The organism is Roseovarius sp. MMSF_3281 (assembly GCF_030733685.1).
Lineage (GTDB): Bacteria > Pseudomonadota > Alphaproteobacteria > Rhodobacterales > Rhodobacteraceae > Roseovarius.
This window is the reverse complement of the sequence record NZ_JASHIM010000009.1, coordinates 39042-63561: the sequence shown is the minus strand read 5'-3', so window position 1 is coordinate 63561 and position 24520 is coordinate 39042. Positions and strand designations below refer to the sequence as shown.

At 58.4% G+C, this 24520-nt stretch carries 26 protein-coding genes; 15 read left to right on the top strand and 11 right to left on the bottom strand.

The features are described from left to right. Window positions 1-2166: a sensor histidine kinase gene (locus tag RBB32_RS10775; protein WP_306152714.1), complete on the bottom strand. Its 2166-nt coding sequence runs from the start codon at window positions 2164-2166 to the stop codon at window positions 1-3. Further along, complete coding sequence (locus RBB32_RS10770; protein WP_306152713.1) at window positions 2163-3446, bottom strand: DNA cytosine methyltransferase; 1284 nt, start codon at window positions 3444-3446, stop codon at window positions 2163-2165. Before RBB32_RS10770 ends, RBB32_RS10775 begins: the two co-directional genes overlap by 4 nt. Before the next feature lie 444 nt (window positions 3447-3890). Here RBB32_RS10770 and RBB32_RS10765 point away from each other — a divergent pair, with 444 nt between their 5' ends. Genes RBB32_RS10765 through RBB32_RS10755 form a run of 3 tightly spaced genes read left to right on the top strand, consistent with a single transcriptional unit; the run spans window position 3891 to window position 5777 of the window. Continuing rightward, window positions 3891-4118 carry a hypothetical protein gene (locus tag RBB32_RS10765; protein ID WP_306152712.1) on the top strand — a complete coding sequence of 76 codons (228 nt, stop codon included), beginning with the start codon at window positions 3891-3893 and terminating at the stop codon, window positions 4116-4118. Continuing rightward, window positions 4115-4465, top strand: coding sequence for a plasmid mobilization relaxosome protein MobC (mobC, locus tag RBB32_RS10760; protein ID WP_306152711.1), 351 nt, complete (start codon window positions 4115-4117; stop codon window positions 4463-4465). The genes RBB32_RS10765 and mobC overlap by 4 nt, the downstream gene beginning before the upstream one ends. A gap of 1 nt (window position 4466) precedes the next feature. Continuing rightward, window positions 4467-5777: a relaxase/mobilization nuclease domain-containing protein gene (locus RBB32_RS10755; RefSeq protein ID WP_306152710.1), complete on the top strand. Its 1311-nt coding sequence runs from the start codon at window positions 4467-4469 to the stop codon at window positions 5775-5777. A gap of 216 nt (window positions 5778-5993) precedes the next feature. Here the strand turns inward: RBB32_RS10755 and thpR are convergent, their stop codons facing one another. From thpR to RBB32_RS10735, 4 genes are all read right to left on the bottom strand, one after another. Then, window positions 5994-6551: an RNA 2',3'-cyclic phosphodiesterase gene (gene thpR, locus RBB32_RS10750; protein ID WP_306152709.1), complete on the bottom strand. Its 558-nt coding sequence runs from the start codon at window positions 6549-6551 to the stop codon at window positions 5994-5996. An 11-nt stretch (window positions 6552-6562) separates the two neighbouring features. Continuing rightward, entirely contained in the window at window positions 6563-7546 is a 984-nt protein-coding gene (locus tag RBB32_RS10745) for a transporter substrate-binding domain-containing protein (RefSeq protein ID WP_306152708.1), read from the bottom strand. 45 nt (window positions 7547-7591) lie between these two features. Next, window positions 7592-8650, bottom strand: coding sequence for a LysM peptidoglycan-binding domain-containing protein (locus RBB32_RS10740; RefSeq protein ID WP_306152707.1), 1059 nt, complete (start codon window positions 8648-8650; stop codon window positions 7592-7594). Window positions 8651-8731: 81 nt separating this feature from the next. Beyond that, window positions 8732-9370, bottom strand: a complete 639-nt coding sequence (locus tag RBB32_RS10735) for a hypothetical protein (protein WP_306152706.1) — start codon at window positions 9368-9370, stop codon at window positions 8732-8734. Window positions 9371-9452: 82 nt separating this feature from the next. Here RBB32_RS10735 and RBB32_RS10730 point away from each other — a divergent pair, with 82 nt between their 5' ends. The 5 genes from RBB32_RS10730 (at window position 9453) to RBB32_RS10710 (ending at window position 13072) form a co-directional block, all read left to right on the top strand. Next, complete coding sequence (locus RBB32_RS10730) at window positions 9453-10391, top strand: bifunctional riboflavin kinase/FAD synthetase (RefSeq protein WP_306152705.1); 939 nt, start codon at window positions 9453-9455, stop codon at window positions 10389-10391. After that, window positions 10388-10861 carry a YcgN family cysteine cluster protein gene (locus tag RBB32_RS10725; protein WP_306152704.1) on the top strand — a complete coding sequence of 158 codons (474 nt, stop codon included), beginning with the start codon at window positions 10388-10390 and terminating at the stop codon, window positions 10859-10861. Before RBB32_RS10730 ends, RBB32_RS10725 begins: the two co-directional genes overlap by 4 nt. Further along, window positions 10858-11907 (top strand): low specificity L-threonine aldolase, encoded by a 1050-nt coding sequence (locus RBB32_RS10720; protein ID WP_306152703.1) that lies wholly within the window; start codon window positions 10858-10860, stop codon window positions 11905-11907. Before RBB32_RS10725 ends, RBB32_RS10720 begins: the two co-directional genes overlap by 4 nt. A 434-nt stretch (window positions 11908-12341) precedes the next feature. Then, window positions 12342-12566 carry a helix-turn-helix domain-containing protein gene (locus RBB32_RS10715; RefSeq protein ID WP_306152702.1) on the top strand — a complete coding sequence of 75 codons (225 nt, stop codon included), beginning with the start codon at window positions 12342-12344 and terminating at the stop codon, window positions 12564-12566. A gap of 80 nt (window positions 12567-12646) precedes the next feature. Beyond that, on the top strand, window positions 12647-13072 hold the full coding sequence (locus RBB32_RS10710) for a DUF2267 domain-containing protein (protein ID WP_306152701.1): 426 nt from the start codon (window positions 12647-12649) through the stop codon (window positions 13070-13072). 47 nt (window positions 13073-13119) lie between these two features. On the opposite strand, the gene RBB32_RS10705 is transcribed toward RBB32_RS10710, so the two are convergent. Next, window positions 13120-13515 (bottom strand): DUF2267 domain-containing protein, encoded by a 396-nt coding sequence (locus RBB32_RS10705; protein WP_306152700.1) that lies wholly within the window; start codon window positions 13513-13515, stop codon window positions 13120-13122. 149 nt (window positions 13516-13664) lie between these two features. On the opposite strand from RBB32_RS10705, the gene RBB32_RS10700 reads away from it, so the two are divergent. After that, on the top strand, window positions 13665-13832 hold the full coding sequence (locus RBB32_RS10700) for a hypothetical protein (protein WP_306152699.1): 168 nt from the start codon (window positions 13665-13667) through the stop codon (window positions 13830-13832). A gap of 471 nt (window positions 13833-14303) precedes the next feature. Further along, the gene (locus tag RBB32_RS10695) at window positions 14304-15011 is read left to right on the top strand and encodes a response regulator transcription factor (protein ID WP_306152698.1); all 708 of its coding nucleotides are present in this window, start codon (window positions 14304-14306) and stop codon (window positions 15009-15011) included. Here RBB32_RS10695 and RBB32_RS10690 read toward each other — a convergent pair. Then, window positions 14983-17352: a PAS domain S-box protein gene (locus RBB32_RS10690; protein ID WP_306152697.1), complete on the bottom strand. Its 2370-nt coding sequence runs from the start codon at window positions 17350-17352 to the stop codon at window positions 14983-14985. The genes RBB32_RS10695 and RBB32_RS10690 overlap by 29 nt on opposite strands. Window positions 17353-17766: 414 nt before the next feature. Between RBB32_RS10690 and RBB32_RS10685 the strand changes: the two genes are divergently transcribed. Next, complete coding sequence (locus RBB32_RS10685) at window positions 17767-18414, top strand: Crp/Fnr family transcriptional regulator (protein WP_306152696.1); 648 nt, start codon at window positions 17767-17769, stop codon at window positions 18412-18414. Window positions 18415-18460: 46 nt separating this feature from the next. On the opposite strand, the gene RBB32_RS10680 is transcribed toward RBB32_RS10685, so the two are convergent. After that, window positions 18461-18943, bottom strand: a complete 483-nt coding sequence (locus RBB32_RS10680; RefSeq protein WP_306152695.1) for a protein phosphatase — start codon at window positions 18941-18943, stop codon at window positions 18461-18463. A gap of 7 nt (window positions 18944-18950) precedes the next feature. Beyond that, window positions 18951-19787, bottom strand: coding sequence for a neutral zinc metallopeptidase (locus RBB32_RS10675; RefSeq protein ID WP_306152694.1), 837 nt, complete (start codon window positions 19785-19787; stop codon window positions 18951-18953). 135 nt (window positions 19788-19922) lie between these two features. On the opposite strand from RBB32_RS10675, the gene RBB32_RS10670 reads away from it, so the two are divergent. The 3 genes from RBB32_RS10670 to recR all read left to right on the top strand — a co-directional run bounded on the left by RBB32_RS10670 (window position 19923) and on the right by recR (window position 22823). Continuing rightward, on the top strand, window positions 19923-21683 hold the full coding sequence (locus RBB32_RS10670; RefSeq protein ID WP_306152693.1) for a DNA polymerase III subunit gamma/tau: 1761 nt from the start codon (window positions 19923-19925) through the stop codon (window positions 21681-21683). A gap of 99 nt (window positions 21684-21782) precedes the next feature. Beyond that, a complete protein-coding gene (locus RBB32_RS10665; RefSeq protein ID WP_306152692.1) occupies window positions 21783-22127 on the top strand; it encodes a YbaB/EbfC family nucleoid-associated protein in 345 nt (114 codons plus the stop codon). Between the two features lie 102 nt (window positions 22128-22229). Beyond that, window positions 22230-22823 (top strand): recombination mediator RecR, encoded by a 594-nt coding sequence (recR, locus tag RBB32_RS10660; RefSeq protein ID WP_306152691.1) that lies wholly within the window; start codon window positions 22230-22232, stop codon window positions 22821-22823. 81 nt (window positions 22824-22904) lie between these two features. Here the strand turns inward: recR and RBB32_RS10655 are convergent, their stop codons facing one another. Further along, window positions 22905-23651, bottom strand: a complete 747-nt coding sequence (locus RBB32_RS10655; protein ID WP_306152690.1) for a DUF1013 domain-containing protein — start codon at window positions 23649-23651, stop codon at window positions 22905-22907. Between the two features lie 131 nt (window positions 23652-23782). On the opposite strand from RBB32_RS10655, the gene RBB32_RS10650 reads away from it, so the two are divergent. After that, window positions 23783-24412, top strand: a complete 630-nt coding sequence (locus tag RBB32_RS10650) for a ribonuclease T2 (protein WP_306152689.1) — start codon at window positions 23783-23785, stop codon at window positions 24410-24412. The last annotated feature ends 108 nt before the right edge of the window (window positions 24413-24520 follow it).

The following is a 24520-nucleotide window of genomic DNA, read 5'->3' as shown; positions in this document are numbered from 1 at the left end:
CTATTCTCCGTTTTCGGGTTGCAACCTGAAATACGCACCTTGATCGGACTCCAGAACATTCAACTCAAGGCCATTTCTTGATGCCGCTTCCCCCGCAATCGCAAGACCCAAACCAGTACCATCTCTTTTCGTAGAAAACTCAGGGTCGAAAATCACCTCTGATTCGATGAGCGATTTATCAATTCCGGGTCCGCTATCTCTATAATCAATGTATGCGAGACCACTTTCGGAAACCTCAAAACGTATCATGATCGAAGGGTTCTTCGTGCCTTTTTCTGCGAACCAATAAACGCTGTTATCAATCAAGTTGGTAAAAATCGCATAGAAATCTTGCTTCCAACCTAGTAGTTCGAAATCAAGTGGACCCTCGACGACCGAACTAGCTCCGACTTCTGTCAGCGTGTTTTCAAACACTTGTAGAGAGCCGTTCAACACCTCCGACATGTTAAATGGGCGAGCTTCCGCACGTTTGCCCGCCGCCAGTGGGTCAAGTCTTTCGAAAAGACGCGCAAACACCTCTGCGTTGTGTCCAAGTTCCTTTGCAATTGGCAGAACCTGTTCCAAGTTCTGCGATGTGGGATTGTCGCCAAATACACCAGCCCAATACTCAAGGTTCGGAACTTGGTTCTTGAAAAAGTTCAGTGGCCGACGCCCTTCATGCAGAACAACGTTTACAATTTTTCCGAGAGTAGCCTGACCCTGATAGACAGCAACCGTTTGCCTAATGCTCTCTGCAGCCTTGTTCTTTGCGGCCATGTCCCTTGTAAGGATGTCAGATATTTCTTTGGTTACAGCCTCTCCTATGCCTGCGCGCTCTAGCCTCGTAACCACGTCCACACGAATGTGGTCGTCCGAAAACAATTGCTGAATTTGCTTTTCGACGCGAGACTTCGGCTTGCCCAAGTCAAGCGATCTTCGCAACGCGAATCTTCGAATTTCCAATTCTTCAATGACCTTGGTGGTCACATCGATCAATCGTTCGTATGCCGCATTTTCTTTGAGACCGTCCCGGGCACTTTTCTCAACCAATCCCGACCTCTCCTCGGAATCGATGTGCACAAATCCAATGACTTGGTTTCCCCCAACTTTTCTGGAAGGGTTTTGGATTCTCTTTTGGTTGAGTTTAAGCCAGTCGAACTGTGCATCACCCAACGGTCGAACTCGAAATCCGTTTCTGTAAACACCGATGCCATTATTGAAGTTCAGCAGTTGCCGAGCAGCTAGGTTGCCAAGGTAGTTTCCGTCTTTGTCCTTCAGACCTCTACGAATAATTTGGTCGATATCATTCTTGTCACGATCATAAACCCGGATGTCGAAGGTAAGAGGACCGCATGACTTCTCAAAGAACCCGGAAAAATCAACGGAAAACTGCTCCGCGCTTGCGTTATCGATTTTCTGCGTGAAGTAGGTGAGTTCGCCGATGCCGTTTTCGTCCACATATCCGGAAATCATGTAATCGTAGAACTCTAGGATCGGGAATGAATCGATGGTTTCTTCTGTGTCCTGAACACCTTCGAAGCCAGATATTTTCAGTTTTATATCAAACTTCTCTGACTTTAAAACAACTCCAGAGACAGCCGCAGTAGGAGGTGTCAACTTTCGCAACTCATACATCAAACGGCGAAATTGTATTTCATTCCATTCTTCCAGCCCAACTTTGCCACCCTTTATCGTAAGAACCGTGCCGGGTTTGGAGTCGGACTTTCGAGTATCAATAAGTAGCTCTACCTGATCCAGATAGCTTGCATCTTCGAAGGTTGCCCATTCTACAAATACAGAGGTGGTTTCCCCATTTTCAGTGGTGGTTTCCAACAGAAGATCGTCACCCAGAATAGACGCTGCAAAGCGGCCGACGCCTTTTCGTCCCTGGAGAACTCGACCTTTGGGACTAATCTTTCGCTTCAGCTTGTCGTCGGTGGACGGGACCATCCACCGTTCAACGACATCTGACCTCGACATTCCGTGGCCACCATCAGAAATGATGATTTTATATTCTTGTCTTTCAGTATCTGCCTTAAATTCCACCTCAACGAACTCGGAATCTGCGTCGAAGGCGTTCTTTACTAGTTCAACAACAGCAGCATAAGGATCTTGGATTAGATCGCGACCGATAGTTAATATGTGCCGACCTGCCGGTCGAATTGAGAATACATCGTCGCCACTCATGACCAGTTCTCCACAAATTTCCTTGCGATTTGCTCAGCTAGTAGGACCGGAACAGCATTCCCAATTTGCTTGAATGCCGAGGTTCGGCTTGGTTTTCCACTTGCGCTCTCAAAATAGAAGTCGTCTGGGAAGGTTTGCAGCCTTGCAGCTTCGCGCGGAGTCAGCGATCTGTTTTGCGCATTATCTGGATGGATGTAGTAGTTCCCATCTTTGGCAATATGGGCAACCACAGTGTGTGACGCTGGTAGGTCTGCAGCAACGACCTTAAAACGATCAAGAAACGAATTTCGATTACTATGAGTTTTTAGCACCTCAGGCAGGTCATTATAACTCAACCGTTCCCCTTTTTTGTTCCACTTATTAACTACTTTTTTGAAAATTCTAAGGTCCCTCGGATTGTGTGGACGCGCTTCGTGCCAAGTAGTACACCCGGTTCCCGAGAGTAAACCTGATTGCACCAGCCAACGGCTGGGAGGTTTTTCTAGGGATGTGATATAAGGTGCCCCTTTTCCCGCACGTAGAGATGGCAAGTCCCCGATTGCATCCTCCACCAAGAAGTCAGTCGGAACCTTGTCAAGCTCAGGAAAGAATCCGCATTTCCGTCCTCTTGTTCCAACGAGAATTATTCTTTTTCGCTTCTGAGGAATGCCGTGCTCGTCGGCTGCGATGACTTGATACTCAACCGAATATCCAAGCTCCTTGAAAAGCGTCAACATCATATCGAAGTACCGTGTACCATCGACTTCACGTGCGGTCAGCAAACCGACAACGTTCTCAAAAATGAAGAAATTCGGTCGATACCGCCTTAAAAATTCGGCATAATAAACAAACAGGTAGTTCCGTTGATCGCCTACCATTTTTTGTTCAGAGCGTGCTCGTCCAACAAGTGAATACGCTTGGCACGGGGGCCCTCCCACAATAAGGTCTAACCTCCGTGTGCCAATCCGAGCGTCTAGCAGATCAAAGATCTTTGAAAGACTTTCCGCACCAATAGTGTCGTTGATGACGGAATTGGAGCCAGTTCCAAACGCTTGGGAATAGAGTTCGTTTCTTTTCAGTTGACCCGATAGATATGCAAAGTACGCGGTGAGATCGCCGCGGCCTTTCAACAAATGGAATGCCTCTCTAGTACGAAGGGTGTAGGCTGCACCAGGGTCAGCTTCGACATGAACGACAGGATCGAAACCAGCGCGAACAAAACCCTCAGAAAGCCCACCAGCCCCCGCGAAAAGGTCTATGAAAATGGGTTTATTGCTAATTTTTGTTTTGAGATCAAACATGAAAGGCGGCAAGGTCACTTGTGTTGCGGGTTAGAGCTATCGTTTTCCATGGCGCTGGTGCTCTCTAACTAAATACTTCAAAAGACTGCCAGGCACCACTGTGGATTTGGAACCACCAATGTCTGCTCTGTGGCGCATTAGATATGGGCGCAGAATTTGCGGTGAAGGTCGACTTCCCGCCGTTTCATGTCGAAATATGCCCTGCGCAGCATCTTTCAGGTTGGGCGCTGAACGGACTTTCGCTGCGTATCGGCTGAACGTCCGCTCTACTTTTCCTGCGCCTCAGAAAACAATTCCTTAACTGATTGTTAAGGTTTCAAACCCACCTGAGATTGGTGGCTTTTGTCTATAGCGAGGCATGGCATCCGGGACCGCTGGTCCCTACTGCCGCCACGCTGGGGGCTTCGCCCCGCAGACCCCCTGAAGACAGTGAGAGGATACAGAATGTCGAAAAAAATGGAAGACGGTCTCGGAAATCAGCAACCAATAAAGTTGGATCTCTACACATCCATTCTCAATGGTATCGAAGAAGACTTTGCCGATCTCTTGGGAGAGGTGAACGACGAGGAAGTCACGAAGGCAGGCTTCGCCATCTGTTCCATCAAACGTCAGCTCGAACGATTCCGTGATACGAAGGAAAACGGTGTAGCGCCGGAGGCACCGAAGCCATGAGCACACGTCCTCACCAGATCAAATTCCGGGCCAGCGACGCTGAAAAGGAGCGGTTCCAGGATGCAGCTCGGGAACACCGGATGCGAGATGCGGAATATATCCGCTTCCGCCTCTTCGGTGAGGGCGAGGGCAGGAAACTGCCTTCGCGGGATCTTCTTCTCAGATCGCTGAAGATCTCAAACGGGATCGGCAACAACCTGAACCAGATCGCCAAGAGCGTGAATGAAGCCCGCCTGGAGTATGGTCATAAGCTTGATGGCGAGCAGGTTATGAGTATCGAAACGCGGTTGCGGAAGCTCCAGAAGGAGCACGCAGAACTGAAGGAGCTCATTCGAGAGGCGCTCTGAAATGATCATCAACCAGACACGGATTGGTAGCGGTGGAGGTCGGAACGTTATTGCTCATGTCAATAAGACTGAGCAAAACGAAGTCGTTCGCCTAGTCGCCGGGTCTGAAGATGATCTCATGCTCGATGACGAGCTGGCCACCCAGGATGGGAAAAAATATGGAATTCGGCATTTCAATATTTCCCCAACGGAGACGCTGACACCGGATCAGTACCGAGACCTGATGCAAATGCTCAACAAGGAGTTTGACTTCAAAGATCGCTCGGTCGCTGTTTACGAGCATGTCAAAGAGCGGCCGGACGGTATTAAGGTACCCCATTACCACATTCTGGTTTCAGAGCAAAACCAGGAAGGTCGCACGATGTCGTCCTCGCATAACTATGCGCGAAACGAGAAAATCGCCCGGATTGCCGAAGTGAAATTCGGTCACCAGCAGGTAAAGGGTGCTCATAATCGCGCTGTCCGTGATGCCGCGCCAGACCGGGCAAAGTCCGTATTTAACGACATCTGCGACGGCCCACGGCCTTCGACTGTGTTCTCCAAGGGGGTACATCAGAAAGCGGAGCGTCACGGCGTCGATCTTCCGCAAATCGCATACGAGATGACCCGGCTTCGAGAAAACTCGAACCAGGAAAAGGGAGAAGCCCTTGCAAAACTCGCCGCAGACCACGGCGTTCGCATAGAAAAAGGTGATCGAAAAAATGTCATTCTTCTCAAAGACCAAGACGGCGAGCTCATCTGCTCCACCCATAAAGCCCTCGGAATCAAAGCAAAAGACGTCACAGAAGTCCTCGCAGCTAAAGATCGGCAAGCAGCTTCACACGCTGAAAATAGAGATCGACACAATGTCGAAGAGAACAGACAACATCGAACCAATGTTCGATCAGATTCAACAAATCAAAAGCTATCTGTTCGATCTCTTGGATCAGATGAACGCGCCAGCGGCAGATCAAGAACAGCCCGACCCGATCACAATGCTTCAAGAACAACTGGAACAAATCTCGGAGAACCAAATTGGCCAAACCGAGGCACTGGAACGGTTAGCGAACGAAGTGACGGGGTTAACAGAAGCGTTCAACTCAATGATCGAAACATTTCAAAGCAACGCCTGACATCAGCAGCCACTCGATCAGCAGCGAACAAATCGAACTCGCGAATGAAGTTTGGAAATCAAACCAGTTCACAATTCTTGAGCGCAATTTCATCAAGTCCTGAGCCATCTTCTATCGACAACGACGACCCGCTCTATGCGGAAAAAGTGCTAGATGCGTGGCGGCGTTCGATGCAGCCAAACGGGCCAAGTGGCCCCTGATTTTCCGCCAAAAAACGCGCGATTATACAGCACGCAGGTTAACGAAAAATTCCAAAAAATAGCCGAGCTGTGGTCACCGGTGGTCACAAGAAGGCTGGGGCAACAGGAAAATAAGATTTAATTGACTGATTTTATTTAATAAAAAATGAAATCCTTACACCCCTACCTGTCTTCGTAATAGACGCGGATGGGAAAACGATGGGTCATGCCGGCACCCTATGTCTGGCCGCCCCGCGCCGCAAGCGGCCCCAGATCATAAAGCGCCAATTCCTCATAGCGCGGCCCCTCCTGCGACAGGATTGAGCGATAAAGCCCGAATTGCGACACCTCCACCGGCTCCAGCCGAAAAGCCCCATGCGCCTCAAGGAACGATCCCAGCCGATCAAGTTCGAACTGCGGCATGCGCCGGGAAAACCGCGACAGCGTCACATGCGGGCGAAACCGCTTGCGCGACAATTCCAGCCCGACACCCCGCGCCGCCGCGTAAACCTTGTCGCGCAGGGCCTTCAGCGCAGGGTCGGGTTCCACCCCGGCAAATACCATACGCGGGTCATCGCCGCCGAAGACATCCACACCGCGCATATCCAAGATCACCGGCGGGGCCTCGACCTCGCACAGCGCGGCACGCACCTCCTCGGCCATGCCCGGCTCAAGATCGCCCAGAAAGGCCAATGTCACATGCAGGTTCTCGGGCGGCACCACCCGCCCGACCGATATATCGCCCTGCAACCGCTCCAGCGCATCGGCCAGATCGTCAGGCAGGGGAAGGGCCACGAATGCCCGCATTACTTCAACTGCCCCCAGAAAACCTCAAGGTGGCGCGCGACGATCTCGTTATACCGGCCACTGTCGCGCAGCGCCGCCAACCCGGCGTTGATCCGGTAAAGATGCGTCGTGCCCCGCCAATGCGTCTTCGAGATGACCACGTGCAGGCTTTCCCGCGATAGCGGCCGGTCCAGCGGCACCACCCGCCCCCGCAATCCCATGGCGACGATTTTCGAGGCCCCAAGAAAGATATTGACCGTCACCGCATCCACCTTGCCGGCCATCAACTGCTCGAAACAGGCCTCGGGGCTGTCGGGCTGTTCAAGGGTGATCTTGCCCTCGGCCAACCATCGCCGGTCGGCGCGATCCAGATCATGGGTAAAATACCCCGCCGGACGGCACAGCCGCTTGCCGATCACATCGGCATCGCTTTCATAGGAAAAATCGCTCCCCTCCCGCTTGAACAGCATGATGGGCAAGTCCATCAGCGGCTCCGAGAAGTGGAAATTCTTGCACCGTTCATTGTCAGGGGTGGCCGCGCAATCGGGCTTTTGCCACGGAAAGCCCATGTCATAGGTCTTCTGATCCAACAGCGGGAACAGGTGCTGTGACCGATCGCCCTCCCAGCCGATGGCGTAAGGCAGCGGCGAGGGGCTCAGTTCCAGCGCGGCGTTAACCAATTCGGTGGCCATCCCCTCACTCGGCCAATTGCGATCGGTAAAGGGCAGGTAATTGCCCCCGGTCAGCAGAGTCATTTCGGCATCGGCCTTGCGCAGGTGGGGGGCGTCCGGCTCGGTCGTGGTGGCGGGGCAAGGGATGTAAACATCCGTCCCCGGCACCGGGTTTTGCCCCTGCAAGACGGCCTGGTTGGCATAGTAAACAAGCGTCCATTGCTGCGAGGTATCATAATGCGTCTCGGCAATGGAAAGCAATGTATCGCCCGGCTGCACCTTGTAGGTCACATCGCAAAGTGCCTGCGCCATCCCCGGAAGCGCACTCAACATTCCCAAAGCGATGACAAGTCGAAGTATGCCTACCCTAAGCATGGCCTAATACTCCTCCCAAACACGGGTCATATGTTCATCCAAGATACCTTGATATGTTCCATCGGTCCTGATCTTCGCCAACCCCGCGTCAAACACATCCAGAACGGATTTTCCTTCCGGGTGCGCCTTGTGCGCGACCATGTGAAGGGTATCCACCGAAATCGGCGCGCCAGGCACAGGGGCAATACGATCTGCGATGCCCAACGTCTTGATCTTGTGATGACCAAGGAATTCGTTAAGGACCACGCCATCCACCTGCCCCCCTGTCAAAAGGTGAAAACACGCCTCGGGCGAGGCCGCGACCTCAAGGGTAATCACCTTGTCGCGCAGCCAGTTCCGCCCATCCTGATCGAAGATATAGGTCGAATACCCCGAAGGGCGGCACAGGGTCTTGCCCTGCATCCCGGTCGTGCTTTCGACATCCAGGGGCCGGCCCTTGTCCGTGAACAAAAGCACAAGAACCTCGAAAAACGGCGACGAGAACACCAGTGTCTCGCACCCATAGCTGCCCGGCTCCACCGCACAATCCGGCCTTGCCCAGGGAAAGCCCATATCCAGCAACGCGTTCGACAACAACGGCTCGTGATGCGCGGCCCTGTCGTTGACCCAATGGATGGCAAAGCCATGCCCGGGGTCGGCGGCCTCCATCGCCGCCTGAACCACCTCGGCCAGCAGGCCACCCCCCGGCAGCGCCGGATCGGTGAAAGGCCAGAAATCCCCGGCGGTCAGGATATCAATCCGCCCGGCACCGCCACGCGCGGCCGCCATCGCCGGGGCAACAGCCATGCCCGCCCCGTCCGGCAGCCCCGCGCGCCCGCCTTTCACGCAGCGCAAGCGCAACCGCATCCCGGCCCGCAGGGTGTCGGGGCTTTCCCCCAACTGTTCAAGATTGTCCCTGTGAATCCGGCTCCATAACGCGGCGTCGCCATATTGCGCCTCGGCAATCTGCGACAGGGTCTCACCCGGCTTGACCGTGTAGCCCCCGCCACAGGCCTCGGCCCGGGCGCGACCAAAGCCGCCCACACAGATCACAACCAGGCAAACAAGAAAAATCGTCCGCATCACACACGCCCCACACCTGCGCGGGAATAAGGCCCATCTTGCGGTTTCGGTCAAGCCATTTGGCAGCTTCGGGGGCCGCCCCTACTGCGGCCGCAACCGCGCCGCCAATCGCAAGGCATGGCTGGGATCCTCCGCCACCACGGGCATCACCGGATCATAGGCCGCCCGGATCACCTCGGCGATATCCGGGCGCAGGATCACGGTATCCTGATCCGGCACACTGGCCAAGGGCGAGCAGTCCTGAAACGCCTTGTCGGACCACAACAAGATCGTCTGCACCATCTGGCTCAACGCCAGTGTCTCGGCGGGCACCTTGCTCAACTCCTTGTCCATCCGCAGGAAAACAAAGGCCGCCTTGATCGCGCCCGCCTCGTCGAACCGGAAAATCCGGTACTGGTTGGCATCCCCCGCAATCAGCTTGTCCACCAAGGGCCCCAGGTCCGGCACCATCCGGTCCAGATCGGGCACCTCGCGCAGTTCCTCCCAATCGCGGAAAAAGAAAAACATCAGGTTCACGCCAAGCTCGGGATCGGTCTCGGCCATCTGGTGGCCGGCCAGAACCGCCATGGCCTCCACCGCGCCCTTGACGACCTCAAGCGTCGCATCATCCACGCCGAAGACAATCGGCGCGATGGGCCGCCCCCAACGGGCAAAAAGATAGCGACCATCGGCGCGGGTAAACAGCGCCTCGACCTGCTCGGGTGTGCTCACGGGTTCCATGCCGCCCCCATAGCAGAGCCTTCACGCCAAATGCCAGACCCTCACGCTTGCACAAGCCCCGCGTTGGAGCTACGCAATCGCCATGCAGATTATCCGCGACTACGCATATGTTGATCAGGCCGACCGCGGCGCAAGCGTCGCCATCGGCAACTTCGACGGGGTCCATATCGGCCACCGGTCCGTCATCGACATCGCCCGCCGCGCGGGCGAGGCCGCGGGCGCCCCCCTCGGCGTGCTCACGTTCGAGCCGCACCCAAGGGAATATTTCGCCCCCGATGCGCCCCCCTTCCGCCTGATGAACCCCGAGGCCCGCGCCCACCGCCTTGAAAAACTCGGCGTCGAGAAACTCTATCAGTTGAACTTCAACGCCAACCTTTCGGCCCTCACGCCCGAAGACTTCGCCGCAAACGTCATCCGCGATGGCCTTGGCCTGGAACACGTCGTCGTCGGCGCCGATTTCTGCTTCGGCAAAGGTCGCGCCGGAACCGCCGCCGACCTGCAACGCTTCGGTGCCGAAATGGGCTTTGGCGTCAGCATCGCCCAGCTTCTGGAAGGTGACAAAGGTCAGGTCTCGTCCACCGCCATTCGCCAGGCCCTCAGCGATGGCCGCCCCCGCGATGCCGCCGCCATGCTGGGCCACTGGCACCGCATCGAAGGCGAGGTCATGGGCGGCGAACAACGCGGTCGCGAACTGGGCTACCCCACCACCAACATGTCCATCGCGGGGTTGCACCCGCCCAAATTCGGCGTCTACGCCGTGTTGGTCGATGTTCTCGACGGCCCCCACAAAGGCAGCTACCACGGTGCCGCCTCCCTCGGGGTCCGCCCCATGTTCAACGGCGAAGTGCCCAATATCGAAACATTCATCTTCGATTTTTCCGGCGATCTTTACGGCACCGAGCTTTCCGTCGCCCTGATCGACTACCTCCGCCCCGAAGAAACCTTCGACAGTCTTGAGGCCTTCATCGCCCAGATGGACGCCGACTGCGCCAAAGCCCGCGACATCCTGAGCGCCCTATGACCGATCCCATCGACCGCTCCGGCCTGCGCCCCCGCTTTTGGGAAACCACGCCCCTGTCGCGCATGACCCGCCACGAATGGGAGGCGCTTTGCGACGGCTGCGGCAAATGCTGCCTGAATAAGCTGGAAGATGAAGACACCTCCGAGGTGGCCCTCACCAACGTCGCCTGCCGCCTTTTCGACGACAGTACCTGCCGCTGCTCGCAATATCCCATCCGCCACCAATTCGTGCCGGAATGTATCACGCTGACCGCCAAGAACCTTGAAAGCCACCTCTACTGGATGCCCGAAACCTGCGCCTACAAGCTGCTGCATAACGGCCAGCCGCTTTACGATTGGCACCCGCTGATTTCCGGCACCCCCGACAGTGTACATGACGCGGGGGTTTCCATGCAGGGCAACACCGTGCCCGAGTTCGAGGTTTCTGATGACGACTGGGAAGACCATATAATCGAGGAACCGGGAACATGAGCTTCAAATCCGACAACTGCGGCCCCGCCCACCCGGCAATCATGCAGGCCCTCAACGACGCCAACCAAGGCTTTGCCCCCTCCTACGGCGCGGATGACCTGACCGCCAAGGTCGAGGCGAAACTCCGCGAGGTCTTCGAGGCGCCCGAGGCCTCCATTCACCTGGTCGCCACCGGCACGGCGGCCAATGCCTTGGCGCTGTCCACCCTCACCCAGCCGTGGCAAACCATCTTCTGCACGCCCTTGGCGCATATCCACACCGATGAATGCCACGCGCCCGAATTCTACACCGGCGGCGCGAAGCTTTCGCTTGTGGGCGATGATGACAAGATGACGCCCGACGCCCTGCAAGCCGCGATCGAGGGCTGGCCCCTGGGCGATGTGCATTGCTCGCAACGCGGCCCCGTGGCCCTCACCCAAGTCACCGAAATGGGTCGGGTCTATTCGCTGGATGAGCTTTCCGCCCTCTCGCAAACCGCCGCCCGCTATGACCTGCCGGTGCATCTTGACGGTGCGCGCTTTGCCAATGCCCTTGCCGCCCTTGGCTGCACCCCTGCCGAAATGACATGGAAGGCCGGGATTGATGCCGTCAGCTTCGGGGGCACCAAGAACGGCTGTCTGGGGGTCGAGGCGGTGATCTTCTTCAACCCGGAAAAAGCATGGGAATTCGAGTTGCGCCGCAAACGCGCCGCGCATCTCTTTTCCAAGCACCGTTTTCTGGCCGCGCAGATGCTGGGCTATCTCACCGATGACCTTTGGCTCACCATGGCGCGCGATGCCAACGCCAAGGCCGCCCGTCTGGCCGACGGCCTGCGCTCCGTGCCCGACTGTCACTTCTTGGCCGAACCGCAGGCCAACATGATCTTCGCCACCCTGCCCCGCGCCACCCATCAACGTCTGATGACCGGCGGCGCGCATTACGGCCTGAACCAAGGCCCGCTTGAGGGCGGCGCAGCGGATGAACCGCTTGCCATGCGGCTGGTTTGTGATTGGTCGATTTCAGACGACGCGATTGACCATTTCGTCGCCCTCGCCATGGGCGATTGACCACCGCCGCCCGCGGCAGGCGCTCGTCTTGGGGCCACACCCCAGGTTTTCGTACAAAACCCGCGTACAAAACGTACAGTTTGTACACGCGCGCCTTGGTAACGAATACCCGGTTTCGCGCATGTCCCCGGCGATGCGCCCGGCGAATCTGACCCTTCATTTCGGCATCGCAGGCCGCTGGGCCGGTCGTCTTTGAGGGCCGTCAATACCGCCGCGCCATCCTTTATATTTCTCTTGTTTTAAAGGGCTTTCGGCACAGATTTGCCCAACCCCGCCCGGTATGGGCGGGGCTTCGCCAAACACAGCACGTTGATCCTTCGCTTTGCCCCGCCGTTGATCGCCATCAATGGCAAGCGCCCAAGCCGGCGCCACAAAGTTGAACCAAGTCAACCCGTTAGGCCCGATTGCAAGGGCCATTCCTTTCGGAGGCAATGATGACAAACCGCTTGCGCGACACGCTGACCACCCCCCTTTCTTCCGTCAAACGCCATGTACGCATTACCGAAAAACTTGGGCCATGCCCGGGCGAAGCCCTGCGTGCCATGGCAGCATACGGCATGAACGACCGCGAGATTGCCCGCTACTACGGTTTGACGCGGTCAACCGTCAAACGCCTGCGCCGGGCCCTTCCCGTACAGGCGAAATGGGCCACCCATTGAGGCCGGGCAAGACCCTATTCAACGGGCATGGCCCCGCCCTGAAACAGCTGCGATGACGCAGCCGGAAAAGCGAGGTTTTCATGAGTTCTCAAGGACTTGAAGTAATCGACCACACCGTTCAACTGACCCATGAGTGGATCAAGGAATTGGCCGCCAAACTGGGGTGGGCGGACCGCAAGCAGGTTCTGATGCTCTTGCGAACCACTCTGGCCGGGGTGCGTGACATGATCAGCCCCGATGAGGCCGCCCAGCTTTCCGCGCAACTTCCGCTCTTGGTGCGCGGGCTGTTTTTCGAAGGCTGGCGCCCCGCCCAGACGCACAAGCGCACCCGTGACGATTTTGTTGCCCGGATCGAGGCCAACTTGGGCCGTGATCAGGAATACCAAGGCCCCGAAGATATTTCTGAGGTATTTCGCCTGCTTAACGCGCGCATTTCCAAAGGTGAGGTTAACGATGTCCGCAATGCCCTGCCCGCCGATATCCGAACCCTCTGGCCCGAGCCATAAAATCGCTGTCACCCCCTACAAGGCAGGCAGGTCGGCACCCTTTCGGCCTACCGCGCGGTTCCCGTACGAGTCGTACGATTGCACCCCGGTTTTCGTACGAAAAGCCGGTCCGGCAATACGGCGGCCAGATCTTCGACCGCCGCGGCGACCTCGGCCACCTGAACAGGGTCGTCCATCCGGTCCAGATGCCCCTGAACAGCCGCGATGAATTTCCGGCGAGTCGGATAGGACAAGACCATGGATTGCGGGCGCCACCCCTCAAAGAGGACCGGCACCCAACCGTCAGGAAGCCGTCGCGCCAATTCGACCACCTCGGCGGCTGTCATCCAATCGCGCAATGCAAGCAGCGCCGCCCTGAGCACCTGCGACCTGCGCGACACTGCGGCGGCACGTGGCAGGCCGGACAGCGGCGCACGATCAAGGTTGGCACAGAGCACTGACATTTTCCTGCATCCTTGTTGAGATCATGAACAACCCTAAGGTTGCAATGCAAGTGGCAACATTGACTACCGTCAATGCCCCGACCCGTCGGCAAAGTAATCTGGCAGTCACCGACCAATGACCCCACGCTCATTACGCGAGGATGACAACGATGAAAGTCCGCAAAGCCATGCACAAGGGCGTGCAATGGGTTCCCCATGACAAGCGGAGCCTGGATATCGGTGCGCCGCCAGCTTGTCTGGACACCAAAACCGCAGGACGCGCCGCATGGCCCGCGCCCGGCACAAAGCCCATGGCCGATCATACTTCGGTGGCTTGATGAATGCCGCCGCCGCCCTGATGCCAGCGGACTGCTGGCCAGCTGTGAAAAGGAAGTTGGGCACAGACCGCGTGTATATTTCTGTGTCCACCCCCGTTCCTGTTGCTTTCTTATCCCCGACTAGAAGCGCAACACCTCGACTGGCCGAAACGTCCGTTTCTACGGGCCGCCCATATTCCTCGTACGCCTTCCGAAACCACGGCGTGCTTCAAGCGGCCCAGGTTTCAACGCGGCGGCAGCATCCCGGCCCGGACAGGACGGTCCTGTCAATACTGTCCGGGCCGGTGCTTTTCGCAGCATCATGTTTGAGCCCCCGACACAGCCAATTGCCCTGAACGGCCTTCTGTCTGTGCAATTTTTTCCAGACGGGACGGAATATGATATAATCAAGATAGTCTATTTTTAAATTTCAAATTGGAAACGCGGGGCATAGTGGATCGTATCGGGAACCATAAAAGAAAAGTTCTGGTCGTGGATGACGAAAGCGACCTGCGCATGACCCTTCGCCTCGGTTTGGAAGCCGAAGGTTACGACGTTATCGAAGCGGCCGATCGTGGCACCGCGATATCCAATGTGAAACGGCATGACGTTGATCTGGTCACCCTTGATCTTGGGTTGGGTCCAGACGAGGGTTTCAGTTTCGCGCGGGAACTGCGTGAAACCCGGAACGTGCCCGTGATCCTTGTCACCGGGCGCGCCGACCCACAGGACCGGGTACGCGGCCTTGAGAACGGCGCGGATGATTACATCACCAAACCGTTTCATTTCCGCGAAATCGTGATGCGGGTCGAACAGGTTTTACGGCGGTATGAGTTGGAAGAAAGCCAAAATTCCGCGCATTTCCCCAAGCAGATCGACTTTGACCATTGCGTGTTTGACACGCGCAAGCGGTTCGTACGCAAGGGCAACGGCGACGTTCTGGACTTGACCGAAACCGAACTGCGCCTGTTGGAAATATTCGTGCGGCACCCCGGACGGGTTTTGAGCCGGGACGACATCTCGTTGAAACTGCGCGGGCAGGAGTGGTCACCGCTGGATCGAACGATTGATGGCCATGTTGCGCGCCTGCGCCGAAAGATCGAGGTGGACACGGACGGCCCGCAGTTGATCAAAAGCGTCCGGGGGGTCGGCTATGTTTTCACCGGTGACGTCAAACCCGTGGCTGTAGACGGCGCTTGAGGGCATCGTTGATTTGCCGGCCGAGGCGGGCAATCGAATAGGGTTTTGCCAAGATGATCACATCGTCAGGGGCCCCTTCCGGACCCGGTTGGTCAATCGCATTGCCCGTTGTCAGAAGCATGCCCACATCGGCGTGTTTTTCGTGCACCCAAGCCGCCAGATCGCGGCCTGACATCTGGCCCGGCATCGCGATGTCACTGAACACCAGATCAATATGGTGACCCTTTTCGAGTTGCTCACAAGCCGCGATGGCATTGGGTGCCTCGCAGACGGCATAGCCCAGAACCTCAAGGCGTTTGCAAACGGCCTCTCGGACCAAATCGTCGTCCTCGACCACCAGGATCACCTCTCCGTCGCCGTAGATGATATCGGATGTCTCCGAGGCGTCGGTTTGGCCACTGTCCGGCCCGTCGATGTCACGCGGCAGGTAAATTGAGACGTTGGTGCCCTGTTGTTCGGCGGTTTCGATTTGCATGAACCCGTTTTCGCGCGCGGCAAAAGCGGCCGCGCTTGTCAGGCCAAGCCCGGTTCCGCGGCCAAAGGACTTGGTGGTAAAAAACGGCTCTTGCGCCTGTTCGGCCACTTCGGGCGGCATGCCGACGCCGGTATCCTGAACGAAGATGCGCACGTAATCGCCGGGAAAGGCATCGTGAAAGCCCTCTGCGGCATCGGCATCGAGCGTCACGTTTTCCGCGCCTATCGTGATTTGCCCGCCATGGGGCATGGCGTCGCGCGCATTGACGACCAAGTTGAGCAGGGCGCTGTCCAATTCGGCCTTGTCGGCGCGGACGGTCCATATCTGCCGGTTATGCAGGATGCTAAGGTCGATCGCATCTGCCGCCGCGCGCGACAGAACCGGCCAGAGTGACGCGAGGTGGCGACCCACCTTTAACCGGCCCGGCTGAACCCGGCGTGTCCGGGCAAGGGACAAAAGCCGAGAATTGAAGGTGGCCCCCATTTCGGAGGCCTCGATCGCGGTATTCAAGAGAGATTGCGTTTCAGGGTCGGCACTCCGCCTTTGGGCAAGTTCGAGATTCGACAAAATGATCGTGAGAAGATTGTTGAAGTCATGGGCGATGCCACTGGACAATCGGCCGATGGCCTCAAGCCGCTTGGAGTTTTCCAGCCGGCGCTGCATTTGCCGGTTCTCGGTGATGTCCAGGATCATGCCCCTGACGCGTGTGGCGTGCCGACTGCAGCCGCTTCTTGAAAAGATGACGCGCCCATGGACTTGCAGCCAGCGGCGCGCACCATTGGGAAGTGTCAGGCCAAGATCCTGCTTGAGGGTGCCGGTCCCCATGGGGTCAAAGGCCGATTGCATTTGGCTGCGTATCTGGAGCACCGCACGTGGCCCGATATGGCGCTCCATCTCGTCGATGGTTTGCGGGCTGGCCTCGGGGGGCAGGCCCAAAAGCCCGAGTGCCTCGGGGGACCAATGCGCGTGACCTGTGGCCAGATCAATATCGAAGGTGCCGAAATGCGCGGCCTCGGCGGCAAGGCGCAAACGCGCTTCGCTTTCGCGCAGGGACTGTTCGGCGCGCTTACGGTCGCTTACATCTTCGGCAAAGAGGATGATGCCCGCGATGTCCCCCCCGACATCACGCCACGGGTGAACCTCCCATCGTAGCCATTGAACCGATCCGCCTGCATCCGGGTGCAGGAACCAATCCTCTCGGCATTTTACGACCTCACCGGCAAGACCGCGTTTGTGGGCCTTGATCCAACTGTCGGGCAAATCGGGAAACATGTCATAATGGCATTGGCCTTCGACCGCCTTGCCGCCCATGTCGAAATCGGACAGCCACCGGCGGCTGCACCGGATGTAGCGCATATCGCGGTCAAACATGGCCATGGCGATTGGCGCTTCTTCGATCAACCGCTCCAACCGATCGCGCAGCCCTTCCAGCTGTGACAGGAACTGCTTTTGTTCGGTAATGTCACTGGCCAGAATCAGGGCATGTGCGGGCTGTCCATCTTCATCGGGCAGGAGCGATACGCATTTGTGCACCCAGATCGCGCTGCCGTCGGCCTTGCGATATCGGTTTTCCAGTTCGAACGAGGAAACCCGGCCTTCGACCAGGGCCTCGAACAGGGCTTGGTTTTCCGGCAGGTCCTCGGGCTCGACCAAATCATGGAATGTCATCGACTGTAGTTGCGACACCGGGTAGCCCAACAACCGGCCAAAGGCCGAATTGCAGATTTGCACCCGCCCTTGCAGGTCGGTCACAACGACCCCCAGGGCCACGTTTTCGAACACACGTTCAAACCAAACCCCGAGAATCGGGCGCTCCGGTTCGCGCGTGTGCGGGGCAACACCTTCCGTAAAGCCTTCGTGGGCCATGGGTTGGCTCCGCAATGGACCAAATATGGCATAATACCACATGCCGAACCACAACGCATTGATAATGCACAATTCTGCACATTTATGATTTTGATCGGGCGACGATTTTCAAGGTTAATGATCAAGCCTTTGGGGGGACATGGCATCACATCCACACGTCATGACCAGGCATTCAGAAAATTTATCCGCGTAACCTGAACTGTGTGAGTACCAACCGAAATTCCCGCGGGGGAATTGCACTTGGTGCCGGGGGTATTTTCGTCCGGCCAGCTCAAAGAGGAATTTGAAATGAATGTCGTCGCAATGCACCGCCCATCACAGTGCCAATGTCAGGAGTGTCCTATTCCGGGCTTTTCCTTTTGTGCCAATGCACCAGCCGAGGACTTTGGGGAATTGTCCCGTCTTGGCCATCATATGAACTTTTCACAGGGTCAGACCGTTTTGATGCAGGGTGACCTGTCCGACAAAATCGGGATTCTTCGTTCGGGGGTGATCAAGACCGTTTTCATGACCGAGGATGGCGATACCCAGGTCCTTGGACTGCTTTTCCCGGGGGATTTCACAGGACGCGCGTTCGAAAGCGAATACCGTTTTTCGTACGAGGCGGCCACGGATGTCGAAATCTGCCTGTTCAACCGAAGGTCCTTCGAGGCTTTCTTGATGGGATCCCCCATGCTGGAACACGGGTATCTCCTTAGCTCCCTGCGGCAGATGGACATGATGCATAGCTGGACTTGTCTGCTGCGGGGGCGCACCGCGCGCGAGCGTGTCGCGGCCTATTTCCTGTTCAGCGCGCTGCACAGCGGCGAATGCGACACCACGATCGACACATGCGGCCCGAACCCCATCGTAGGGCTGCGCCTCAACCGTTGCGATCTATCCAGCCTGCTGGACATGACGCCCGAAACGTTTTGCCGGTGTTTGCACGGTTTGGCCGATAAAGGCGCCGTTCACGTCCGCGCGCCAAACAGGATCGAACTTGTGGATATGGAGCGGCTTCGGCACTTTGCCGGTCCGCCACTGGAGGGACTTGTCGAGGGGCCAAAACTCGTCTTCGGCTGATGCCAATCGCGACGAGGGCCCGACCGCCGTGGCGTTTGCAGACCGCTTATGCCTTGGTGGCCCAATCCAACTGATCTTCGGTTTCGACGGCACAGGGCCGCACCCCGCGCAATCGGGCGAGCGCCGTATCCACGGGTTCGCCCGCTTCGATCATCAGGCGCAGGGCCGCCATGCCAGAACGGCCACAGCCCCCCGCACAATGGATCAACACCCGGCCGCCCCCGTGCAACGCCGCAAGCGCGGCGCGGCTGGCCTCGTGCCAGGCGTCTTCCTGAGTGATCGAGGGCACCCCGTAATCGGTTACCGGAACATGCGCCCACCGGGTGCCCGCATCCTGAAGGTCGGCCCCCAACCCCTGCGCCCCGTGCCGGGCCATTTCCGCCAGACTGGTCATGGTGATCACCAGTGCCGGCTGCCAATCACGCAGGTGCGCCAGATCTTCGGCATAATGCCCGCCGCGGCCCGGCATAGGCGCGATGGCCAAAATCCCGTCACTGACCGGCAAGGCGAATATGACAAACCCCGACATGACGGCCTTACAACCGATTGGCCGCGAATGTATCGCATTGGCGCATTTCGCCGGTTTCATAGCCAATGGCGAACCATCTTGCGCGCTGTTCACTGGTGCCATGGGTGAAGGTATGCGGCTGTGGCACGCGGCCTGCGCGGCGTTGCAAATGGTCATCCCCGATCATCCTGGCCGCTTTCAGGGCCTCTTGCAGGTCGCCGGGTTCAAGGAGGTCACCGACGGCGCGCGCCCAAACGCCCGACAGGCAATCGGCCTGCAATTCAAGGCGCACTGTCAGGGCGTTTGCCTGTGCCTGACCAACGGCTTGGCGGCGTTGATGCACCTGTCCCAGAATGCCCAACTCGTTCTGGACGTGATGCGCCACCTCGTGGGCCACCACATAGGCCGCGGCAAAATCGCCCCCTGCGCCCAACTGGCGCGACAGGGTCGAAAAGAACTCGGTATCCAGATAGGCCTTGCGATCCGCGGGGCAGTAAAACGGCCCCGTGGCCCCGCTTGCCCCTCCGCAAGGGCTTTGTGTCACGCCCGAATAAAGCACCAGAACCGGCGGGCGATACTCTTGCCCCACCTGGGCCGGGAAGACCTGCGCCCAGACGTCCTCTGTCGTGGCCAAGATCCGTGATGTGAACTCTGCCGCGCGCTCTTCCTCGGCGCTCAATTCACGCGGGGCGCTTTGAGTCTGCGGCGCGCGCCCCTGCAACAAGGGCGTCACATCAATCCCGGCGAAATAGCCCACGGCCAAAACAACCAGCAGGCCAACCCCGCCGATCCCGGCCTTGCCGCCACCGCCCATACGCCGGCGATCCTCAATATTCCGACTGCGCCGGAGACCACGTAACCGCATACCTTGCCCTCGAATGACAAACACCCCTGTACAGTCGCGCCAACCGCGATCAAAAGCAAGCCACAGCGCAGAAAGGTGGACGCCCCGCAAAGTCGGGCTTAGGTTCACATGGTATCCCGAATCCAAAGGCCCCGCATGACCGACACCCCGACACCAGCCTATCAGGTCCTTGCCCGGAAATACCGGCCCGAAACCTTTGCCGACCTGGTGGGACAGGACGCCATGGTGCGCACCCTGAAAAACGCCTTCAAGGCGGACAGGATCGCGCAGGCCTTCATCATGACGGGCATTCGCGGCACCGGCAAAACCACGACGGCCCGGATCATCGCCAAGGGGATGAACTGCATCGGCCCGGACGGTCAGGGCGGGCCGACGACCGAACCCTGTGGCCAGTGCGAGCATTGCACCGCCATCATGGAAGGCCGCCACGTGGACGTGATGGAGATGGACGCGGCCTCGCGCACGGGTGTGGGGGATATCCGTGAAATCATTGAATCGGTGCACTATCGCGCGGCCTCGGCCCGCTACAAGATCTACATCATCGACGAGGTGCACATGCTTAGCACCTCGGCCTTCAACGCGCTGCTCAAGACGCTTGAAGAACCGCCCGAACATGTGAAGTTCATCTTCGCCACCACCGAAATTCGCAAGGTGCCGGTCACCGTCCTGTCTCGCTGTCAGCGGTTCGACCTGCGCCGGATCGAACCGGAGGTGATGATCACCCTCTTGAAGAAAATCGCCGACGCGGAAAGCGCCGCGATCAGCGACGATGCCTTGGCCCTCATCACCCGCGCCGCCGAAGGCTCGGCCCGCGATGCCACCTCGCTTCTCGATCAGGCGATCAGCCACGGCGCGGGAGAGACCACCGCCGAGCAGGTGCGCGCCATGCTGGGGTTGGCCGACAGGGGGCGGGTTCTGGACCTGTTCGATCTTATCATGAAAGGCGATGCCGCAGGTGCCTTGACCGAGCTTTCGGGCCAATATGCCGAAGGCGCCGACCCGATGGCGGTGCTGCGTGATCTGGCCGAGGTGACGCATTGGATTTCCGTGGTCAAGATCACGCCCGAAGCCGCCGAAGACCCCACCATCGGCCCTGATGAGCGCGCCCGCAGCCAGGGCATGGCGGATTCCTTGCCGATGCGGGTTTTGACGCGCATGTGGCAGATGCTTCTCAAGGCGCTGGACGAAGTGGCCGATGCGCCGAATGCCATGATGGCGGCCGAAATGGCGATCATTCGCCTCACCCATGTGGCCGACCTGCCCAGCCCCGAAGAACTGGTGCGTAAACTGCGCGATACACCGCCCCCTGCGCCGGGTCCGGGGGGTGGTGGCGCAGCCGCGCCACAAGGCGGCGGGACAACACACGCCCAGGGCACACCCGCGCCAACCCATGCGGGGCCGTCCGGCCCAAGTGCCTCGGGTGCAAGCCCTGCATTGGCCGTGGCAAATGAGGCCGCGCTGGACCATTACCCGACCTTCGAGCATGTGGTTGAACTCATTCGTACGCAGCGCGATGTGAAGCTTCTTGTCGAGGTCGAAACCTGCGTGCAACTGGCCAGTTACCGGCCCGGGCGGATCGAATTCCAACCGACCGAAAACGCACCGCAAGACCTTTCGCAACGCCTTGGGGCGGCCCTGCAACGCTGGACCGGCACCCGGTGGGGCGTCACGCTCGTCAATGAGGGCGGGGCCGAGACGATCGCCGCCAAACGCGACGCGGCGGAAAACGCACTCAAGCAAGAAGCCTCGGATCACCCGATGGTCAGGGCCGTGCTGGCCGCCTTTCCAAAGGCGCGCATCACCGAGATCCGCACCCCCGAGGATCAGCAGGCCGAGGCCGAGGCCGACGCCCTTCCCGAGGTCGAGGACGAATGGGACCCTTTCGAAGAAGATTGATGGCCCTGCCCTTGCCGCCCGCCCCCGGCACTGCAATATGTAAGCTAAACCCACGGCACGCCCCGCGCGCCGCACCCATTCAATAACCGGAGAGATCAGATGTTCAAAGGACTGGGCCAGCTTGGCGATATGGCCGGCATGATGAAAAAAGCGCAGGAAATGCAGACCAAGATGGGCGAGTTGCAGGAAGAGATGCACAACATCATGGTGACAGGCGAATCCGGCGCGGGCCTTGTGAAGGCCACCTGTTCGGCCAAGGGCGAGCTCAAGGGCCTTGATATCGACCCGTCGATCTTCAACTCGGACGACAAGGAAGTCGTCGAAGACCTGATCCTTGCCGCGATCAAGGACGCCCAGCAAAAGGCGAATGAGCGCTCGCAGGAAGAAATGAGCAAGCTTACCGAAGAAATGGGCCTGCCCAAGGACATGAACCTGCCCTTCTGATCTTCTTCTTTTCATAAATATCCCGGGGGAGCGTTGAAAATCCTCGGATTTTCAACGTAGGGGGCTGGCCCCCACCTCCGCGCCTAACCACAGGCACCCTGCATGAATTCCACCCGCGACATCGACGCCCTGATTGACCTGATGGCGAAACTTCCGGGGCTTGGCCCGCGCTCGGCCCGGCGGGCGGTGTTGCACCTGATTGCCAAGCGCGAGTTGCAGCTTCTGCCGCTGGCCGACCTGATGCAAAAGGTGGCCGCCACGGCGCGCGAGTGCCTCAACTGCGGCAATATCTGCACCACCGATGTCTGCGATATCTGCACCTCGGAAAAACGCGCCAACGGGCAGCTTTGCGTGGTCGAGGACGTGGCCGACCTTTGGGCGATGGAACGCGGCCATGCCTTCAAGGGGCGGTATCACGTCTTGGGCGGCACGCTCAGCGCGCTGGATCAGGTGGGCCCCGAACAACTACGCATCCCGCAGCTTGTGAACCGGGTCGAGGCCGAAGGCGTGAGCGAGGTGATATTGGCCCTGAATGCCACGGTGGATGGCCAAACCACGGCGCATTACATCGCCGATCAGATGGAGGGCCGCGTAACGCTGACCTCGCTGGCCCAAGGCGTGCCGATTGGCGGAGAGCTGGATTACCTCGACGATGGCACCATCAGCGCTGCGCTGAACGCCCGCAAACAGATCTAGCCGCCGCTCATCCTGAAAAGACAGAAAAGGCCGACCCGCCTAGGCGGATCGGCCCATTGTTTCCGATATCGAGGCGAAATCTTATTCGTCGTCGTCCTCGTCATCCGGGCTGTCCGGCAGGTTAAAGAAGCTGTCGGCGTCGATCTTTTCGTCTTCTTTTTCGTCCTCGTCATCGCCGCCAAGGCTGAAGGTTTCCAAACCTTCGATGGCGGTGGGAATGCGCGGCTCGGCCTCGGCGCCAAGGCTTTGCTCGGTGCTCAGCAGCTTGCGACGCTCGTCGTCGTCCATCGCCTCGCCTTCCTTGGCTTTCTTGGCAGCGGCTTTTTGCACGGCGGCGTCCAGTTCGGACTGTTTGCACAGGCCAAGGGCCACGGGATCAATCGGTTGCATGCTGGCGATGTTCCAGTGGGTCCGTTCGCGGATCGACTGGATCGTCGGTTTGGTGGTGCCGACCAGCTTGGCAATCTGTGCATCGGCCAGTTCCGGGTGGAACTTGACCAGCCAGAGGATCGAATTCGGGCGATCCTGACGCTTGGACAGCGGCGTGTAGCGCGGGCCACGGCGCTTTTCCTCGCCCGCGGCGGCCGGGTTGAACTTGAGCTTCAGCTTGTGCAGCGGATCGGCCTCGGACTTCTCGATCTCTTCCTGTGTCAGCTGGTTGTTGGCAATCGGGTCAAAGCCTTTGACACCGGCGGCCACGTCACCGTCCGCAATGCCCTGCACCTCCAGCTCATGCAGGCCGCAGAAATCGGCAATCTGCTTGAAGCTGAGCGTCGTGTTGTCCACCAGCCAAACGGCGGTGGCTTTTGCCATAAGCGGTTTTGCCATATCTCGGGCCTCCTTCACGCAAATCTTCCCCGTTGCCTTAATCGGCTGCGTCCGGATCGGGCGCGGGTTTCCGTTGTCGGGGAACTTGGCGGGTATATACTGATCGAAACCGGAAAATGGAAGGCCAAAGAATGCGCACGCTTGTTTTGTTTCTGTGCAGTGCTGTTGCCGCTTTCGCCGAAGGTGAGCGCGCTGGTGATTTCGACTATTACGTGCTGTCGCTGAGTTGGTCACCCACGTGGTGCGCGCTGGAGGGCGATGCGCGCGGCTCACCGCAATGCGATGCGTCAAATGACCATGGTTGGGTTTTGCACGGCTTGTGGCCGCAATATCATCGCGGCTGGCCCTCGCATTGCCAAACGGCAGAGCGCCCGCCCTCGCGGCGAATGACTGCCGGGATGGCCGATATCATGGGCACATCCGGCCTTACATGGTACCAGTGGAAGAAACATGGCAGTTGCACGGGCCTGTCCGCCCCGGCCTATTACGCCCTGTCGCGAGAGGCCTTTGAAAACGTCACCCGCCCCGAGGTTTTCCGCAATCTGCGCGACCCGGTGAAATTACCCGCAGCCGTGGTGGAGCAGGCCTTTTTGAAGGCCAATCCGGGGCTTGAGCCGGATATGGTGACCATCACCTGCCGCGAGGGACGGATCCAAGAGGCGCGTCTGTGCCTGTCCAAGACGCTGACACCGGTGCCATGCGGGCGCGACACGGTCCACGACTGTCGGATGAAAGACGCCTTGTTTGCGCCGATACGCTAGAGCGTATCCAGTTTACGTTGAACCAAAGTGCATCACCAATGTCCCGAGAAGGCCGTAGGCCTGACAGGGTATTGGAGATGCAACAATAACTGGAAACGCTTAACCCGC